Origin of the sequence: Streptomyces sp. NPDC056948 (genome assembly GCF_042674225.1) — a bacterium.
In the GTDB taxonomy this organism is placed as follows: domain Bacteria; phylum Actinomycetota; class Actinomycetes; order Streptomycetales; family Streptomycetaceae; genus Streptomyces; species Streptomyces purpurascens.
This window is the reverse complement of record NZ_JBHUQX010000557.1, coordinates 1-4,860: the sequence shown is the minus strand read 5'-3', so window position 1 is coordinate 4,860 and position 4,860 is coordinate 1. Positions and strand designations below refer to the sequence as shown.

The 4,860-nt window shown below is 69.6% G+C and carries 4 protein-coding genes and 2 pseudogenes; 3 read left to right on the top strand and 3 right to left on the bottom strand.

The features are described 5' to 3' along the window. Positions 1 to 257 (bottom strand): annotated as a pseudogene (locus tag ACFTZL_RS40960) (cytochrome ubiquinol oxidase subunit I); the annotation flags it as partial. Next, positions 254 to 1,219, bottom strand: a complete 966-nt coding sequence (gene coxB / locus ACFTZL_RS40955) for a cytochrome c oxidase subunit II (RefSeq protein WP_382594475.1) — start codon at positions 1,217 to 1,219, stop codon at positions 254 to 256. The pseudogene ACFTZL_RS40960 and the gene coxB, both read right to left, overlap by 4 nt. A 265-nt stretch (positions 1,220 to 1,484) precedes the next feature. Between coxB and ACFTZL_RS40950 the strand changes: the two genes are divergently transcribed. Then, positions 1,485 to 2,861: a cysteine desulfurase/sulfurtransferase TusA family protein gene (locus ACFTZL_RS40950; RefSeq protein ID WP_382594472.1), complete on the top strand. Its 1,377-nt coding sequence runs from the start codon at positions 1,485 to 1,487 to the stop codon at positions 2,859 to 2,861. A 93-nt stretch (positions 2,862 to 2,954) separates the two neighbouring features. On the opposite strand, the gene ACFTZL_RS40945 is transcribed toward ACFTZL_RS40950, so the two are convergent. Then, positions 2,955 to 3,929 (bottom strand): carbohydrate kinase family protein, encoded by a 975-nt coding sequence (locus ACFTZL_RS40945; protein ID WP_382594469.1) that lies wholly within the window; start codon positions 3,927 to 3,929, stop codon positions 2,955 to 2,957. A 132-nt stretch (positions 3,930 to 4,061) separates the two neighbouring features. Between ACFTZL_RS40945 and ACFTZL_RS40940 the strand changes: the two genes are divergently transcribed. Both ACFTZL_RS40940 and ACFTZL_RS40935 read left to right on the top strand, forming a co-directional pair. After that, positions 4,062 to 4,271 (top strand): hypothetical protein, encoded by a 210-nt coding sequence (locus ACFTZL_RS40940; RefSeq protein WP_382594467.1) that lies wholly within the window; start codon positions 4,062 to 4,064, stop codon positions 4,269 to 4,271. Between the two features lie 145 nt (positions 4,272 to 4,416). Next, positions 4,417 to 4,860, top strand: a pseudogene (locus tag ACFTZL_RS40935) (hypothetical protein); the annotation flags it as partial.

Genomic DNA, 4,860 nt, shown 5'->3' with positions numbered 1-4,860 from the left:
GCCTGGTTGAACTGCTCGTTCGACATGATCTGCAGACCCGGCCGGGCCAGCTCGGCGCGCATGAAGAGCGCCATCACACCGCCGATGACGAAGAAGGCGAACGATGTAATGAGGTACATCGTGCCGATCGTCTTGTGGTCCGTCGTCGTCAGCCACTTGACCACGACACTGCCGCGGTTCTGGCGCCTGACCGGCAGCTCGTCCTGGTAGTGGGACCCTGCTGCCGCGGCACCCTGGGGTTCGTTGAGGATGCTCACAGGTTGTTCGTCTCCCGGTTCTTCTCGTGGCTCGTCTGCGCGATGCCGGCAGGAACGTAACCGTTCTGCTGCTTGTCCACGAGGTCCTTGAGGTGCTGCTCGTAGCGCTCGGGGGAGACGACCTTCACGTTGAACAGCATCCGAGAGTGGTCGACGCCGCAGAGCTCGGCGCACTTGCCCAGGAAGGTGCCCTCCTTGTTGGGGGTCACCTCGAAGGCGTTGGTGTGGCCCGGGATGACGTCCTGCTTCATCAGGAACGGCACCACCCAGAAGGAGTGGATGACGTCACGAGAGGTCAGCACGAAGCGGACCGTCTTGCCCTTGGGCAGCCAGAGCGTCGGACCGGGGTTGTTGGTCTGCGGGTTCCGCGTACCGGGCGTGCCGCAGTCGTAGGCGCCGCCGGCGTTGGCCGGGAAGTCCTCCTTGAACCGGTCCGGGATCGCGTCCAGGTCCTTGGAGGTCTTGGCATTACCGGTGGAACCCGCGACGGGCTCGATGTAGTTGAAGCACCAGCTCCACTGGAAGCCGACCACGTTGACCGTGACGTCGGGCTTCTTCTTGAGGCTGAGCAGCTCGGACTCGTCACGGGCGGTGAAGTAGAACAGCACCGAGACGATGATGAGCGGGACCACGGTGTACAGCGCCTCAATGGGCATGTTGTACCGGGTCTGTGGGGGAACTTCGACCTTGGTGCGGCTGCGCCGGTGGAAGAAAGCACTCCACAGGATCAGACCCCACACCAGCACGCCAACGGCGAGCGCAGCCGCCCAGGACCCCTGCCACAGGGAGAGGATCCGCGGAGCCTCTTCCGTGGTCGGGGTGGGCATACCAAGGCGGGGGAAGTCTTCCCAGTTGTACGAGCAACCGGTGGCTGTCGCCAAGACCAGGCCCGCGGTCAGTGCCTGCAGCAGCTTCCGCCGCATCGGGCGCCGCGGCGAGCGGTCGGAGCCGTTGGGACTCACGTAGCGCCTTCCCGAGAGTCTCGCCCGCGCGGATCGGCTGCGGCCTGGCCTTCTCGCTGGTCGGTCGCCGCCCTGCGTCGGGCAGGGGTTTGGATGTTTATGCGGACCAAACCCTAGCCGACGCCCTCCGGGGGTTCTCTAGGAGGGGTGCCTAGTGGGGTGGGGTGTTCGCTTGATTGGCGGGTGCGGCCTTCGTCGTGGCCGTTCGCGCAGTTCCCCGCGCCCCTTTGGGGCATCTTCCTGCTGCACGTTCTAGCGTTGCCGTGTGGCCTACTTTGATGCTGCTTCTGGTGCTCCGCTTCATTCTGTTGCCCGGCAGGCTCTGCTGGCCTCCCTTGATGAAGGGTGGGCGGATCCCGCGCGGCTGTACAGGGAGGGGCGGCGGGCTCGGATGTTGTTGGACGCCGCTCGGGAGGCCGCTGCCGAGGCGGTGGGGTGCCGGGCGGACGAGCTGGTGTTCACCTCGTCCGGAACGCGTGCCGTGCATGCGGGGGTTGCGGGGGCGCTGGCCGGGCGGCGGCGGGTCGGGCGCCACCTGATCGTGTCAGCGGTCGAACATTCTTCGGTACTCCATTCGGCCGAGGTGCACGAGGCGGACGGCGGGGCCGTCACCCAGGTGCCGGTCGACCGGGGCGGGGCGGTGGATCCGGCGGCGTACGGCGCTGCCCTGCGCGGGGACACGGCGCTGGCCTGTCTCCAGTCGGCCAATCACGAGGTGGGGACGGAGCAGCCCGTCGCGGCGGTGGCCGAGCTGTGCCGGGAGGCCGGGGTGCCGTTGCTGGTGGATGCCGCGCAGTCGCTCGGCTGGGGGCCGGTGGAAGGGGACTGGTCGTTGCTCGCGGCCAGTGCGCACAAGTGGGGCGGGCCGTCGGGGGTCGGGCTGCTCGTGGTGCGCAAGGGTGTGCGGTTCTCGACGCAAGGGCCGGTGGACGAACGGGAGTCGGGGCGGGCGGCCGGTTTCGAGAACCTCCCGGCGATCGTGGCCGCGGCGGCGTCGCTGCGGGCCGTACGGGCGGAGGCGGCCGGGGAGGCCGCGCGGCTGCGGGAGCTGACGGAGCGGATCCGGGCCCGGGTGCCGGGGCTGGTGCCCGACGTCGAGGTGGTCGGGGATCCGGCGCGCCGGCTGCCCGGGGTCGTCACCTTCTCCTGTCTCTATGTCGACGGAGAGGCGCTGCTGCACGAGCTGGACCGGGAGGGGTTCTCGGTCTCGTCCGGATCGTCCTGCACGAGCAGCACGCTGACGCCGAGCCATGTGCTGCGGGCGATGGGCGTGCTGAGCGAGGGGAACGTGCGGGTTTCGCTGCCGCTGGGTGCGGCGGAGGAGGAGGTGGAGCGCTTCCTTGAGGTGCTTCCCCGGGCTGTGGCCGCGGTGCGGGAGAAGCTGGGGGCGCCCTCTGAGACGGTGGTGCGGGAGGCCGACGTGCTGGTCGTGGACTCTCTGGGCAAGAGGTGCCCGATTCCGGTCATCGAGCTCGCCAAGGTCATCGGCGATGTGCCGGTGGGTGGGCTGGTGCGGGTCCTCTCCGATGACGAGGCGGCGCGGCTGGACATTCCCGCGTGGTGCGAGATGCGGGGCCAGGAGTACGTAGGGGAGAAGCCGGCGGACCGAGGAACGGCGTACACGGTCCGCCGGGTGAGCTGAACGCCCTGCATTCAGGGGCGCGGGGCTGTGTCGATATGCGGCTACCGCCGCGGGTGCGCGACCAGCCCCCACGCACCCGCACGCGGCAAACGATCAGACCAGGTGCGCCTGAACCTCCGTCGCCGCCTCATCGCCGTACGCCTTGGTGAACCGCTCCATGAAGTGCCCGCGCCGCAGCTGGTACTCCTGCGTCCCCACCGTCTCGATGACGAGAGTCGCCAGCATGCAGCCGACCTGCGCGGCCCGCTCCAGGGAGACGCCCCAGGCGAGGCCCGACATGAAGCCGGCGCGGAACGCGTCGCCCACACCCGTGGGGTCGGCCTTGCGCTCCTCGTCCGGCGTGCCGACCTCGATCGGGTCATCGCCGACCCGCTCGATACGGACGCCGCGTGCGCCGAGGGTGGTCACACGGTGGCCCACCCTGGACAGGATCTCCGCGTCGCTCCAGCCGGTCTTGGTCTCGATGAGGCCCTTCTCGTACTCGTTGGAGAAGAGGTACGTCGCCCCGTCCAGCAGGATGCGGATCTCCTCGCCGTCCATCCGGGCGATCTGCTGGGAGAAGTCGGCGGCGAACGGGATGGACCGGGAGCGGCACTCCTCGGTGTGGCGGAGCATCGCCTCCGGGTCGTCCGCGCCGATGGAGACCAGGTCGAGTCCGCCGACCCGGTCGGCGACGGTCTTCAGCTCGATGAGGCGGGCCTCGCTCATGGCGCCCGTATAGAAGGAGCCGATCTGGTTGTGGTCGGCGTCGGTCGTGCACACGAAGCGGGCGGTGTGCAGCGTGTCGGAGATACGGACGGAGTCGGTGTCGACGCCGTGCCGGTCGAGCCAGGCGCGGTACTCGTCGAAGTCCGCGCCCGCGGCGCCGACCAGGATCGGCCGGGTGCCGAGCTGTCCCATGCCGAACGCGATGTTCGCGGCGACGCCGCCGCGGCGGACGTCGAGCTTGTCGACCAGGAACGACAGCGAGACCGTGTGCAACTGGTCCGCGACGAGCTGGTCGGCAAAGCGGCCGGGGAAGGTCATGAGGTGGTCGGTGGCGATGGAGCCGGTGACTGCGATGCGCACGGCGTGGATTCTCCTGAGGGAGGCGGGCCTTGACACTTCACGCTATCGGGTGGGCGGGGCAGCTCTGAAGGCATCGAAACTACCCGATAGTAGATCTTTCTCCGCGAGCTCGAGCGTGCCTACGGTGCCGCTATGACGAACCTCAAGGTCCAGGTACCCGTTCCGGTCGATCTCGAAGGCGATCTGGCGTCGTTGCCGGGTGACGGGGCGCGAATGGCTCCCCACTGGGCGGCTCCCGACCGGATCACCTCCCGGCCCGTCTCCCCGGCCCTGATCCACGGTGTGACCGTACCCCCGGCGTCGGCCCGGCTGCTCGACGCCCTGTCGGACTACGGGGACTGAGCGGGCCCCTGCGGGAACCGTGTGCTCCCCCGCTGCGTCCCATCGCTGTCCCCCGTAAAGGGGAGGCGGGATACGACCCACCAGCCGCCCGTGTGTGACCGGTCCGGGTCCCATGGGATGGCTGTGCAGCCGAAGGAGCGATGCGGTGAACACCGAGCGACCCGACAACGACGACGACGCCAGGGAAGAGGGCGGCGGAACCGCCGCCGACCCTGCCCGGGACATCGGGGGCGTCTCCGACGGTGAACGGGGTTCGGCGGACGCGCAGGACGAGACGGAGACGGAGGCGGAGGCGGGTTCGGCGGACGCCGAGGACGGGGCGGAGACAGCCGAGTCCACCGAGTCCGGCGAGGACGCCGAGGCCGGCCAGGGATCCGAGGCTCCGGACGCCGAGTCCCGTGAGGCCGACACGCCCGAGGTCGCCGAGACGGAGCAGGCCCCTGAGGCCGCTGGCCCGGCCCCTGAGGCCTCTGACGTTCCTGGGGATCCTGACGCCTCCGACGTCCGGGAGGACGACGACACGGCGAAGCCGGGGGCATCCGCACCAGACCCCGAAGCCGGCACCGAGAGCACCGGCGGCGACGAAGCC

What these genes read in the sequence shown, in the direction of transcription:
- ACFTZL_RS40940 (WP_382594467.1), top strand. Translation starts at nt 4,062, where the DNA reads ATGACGAACCTCAAGGTCCAGGTACCCGTTCCGGTCGATCTCGAAGGC.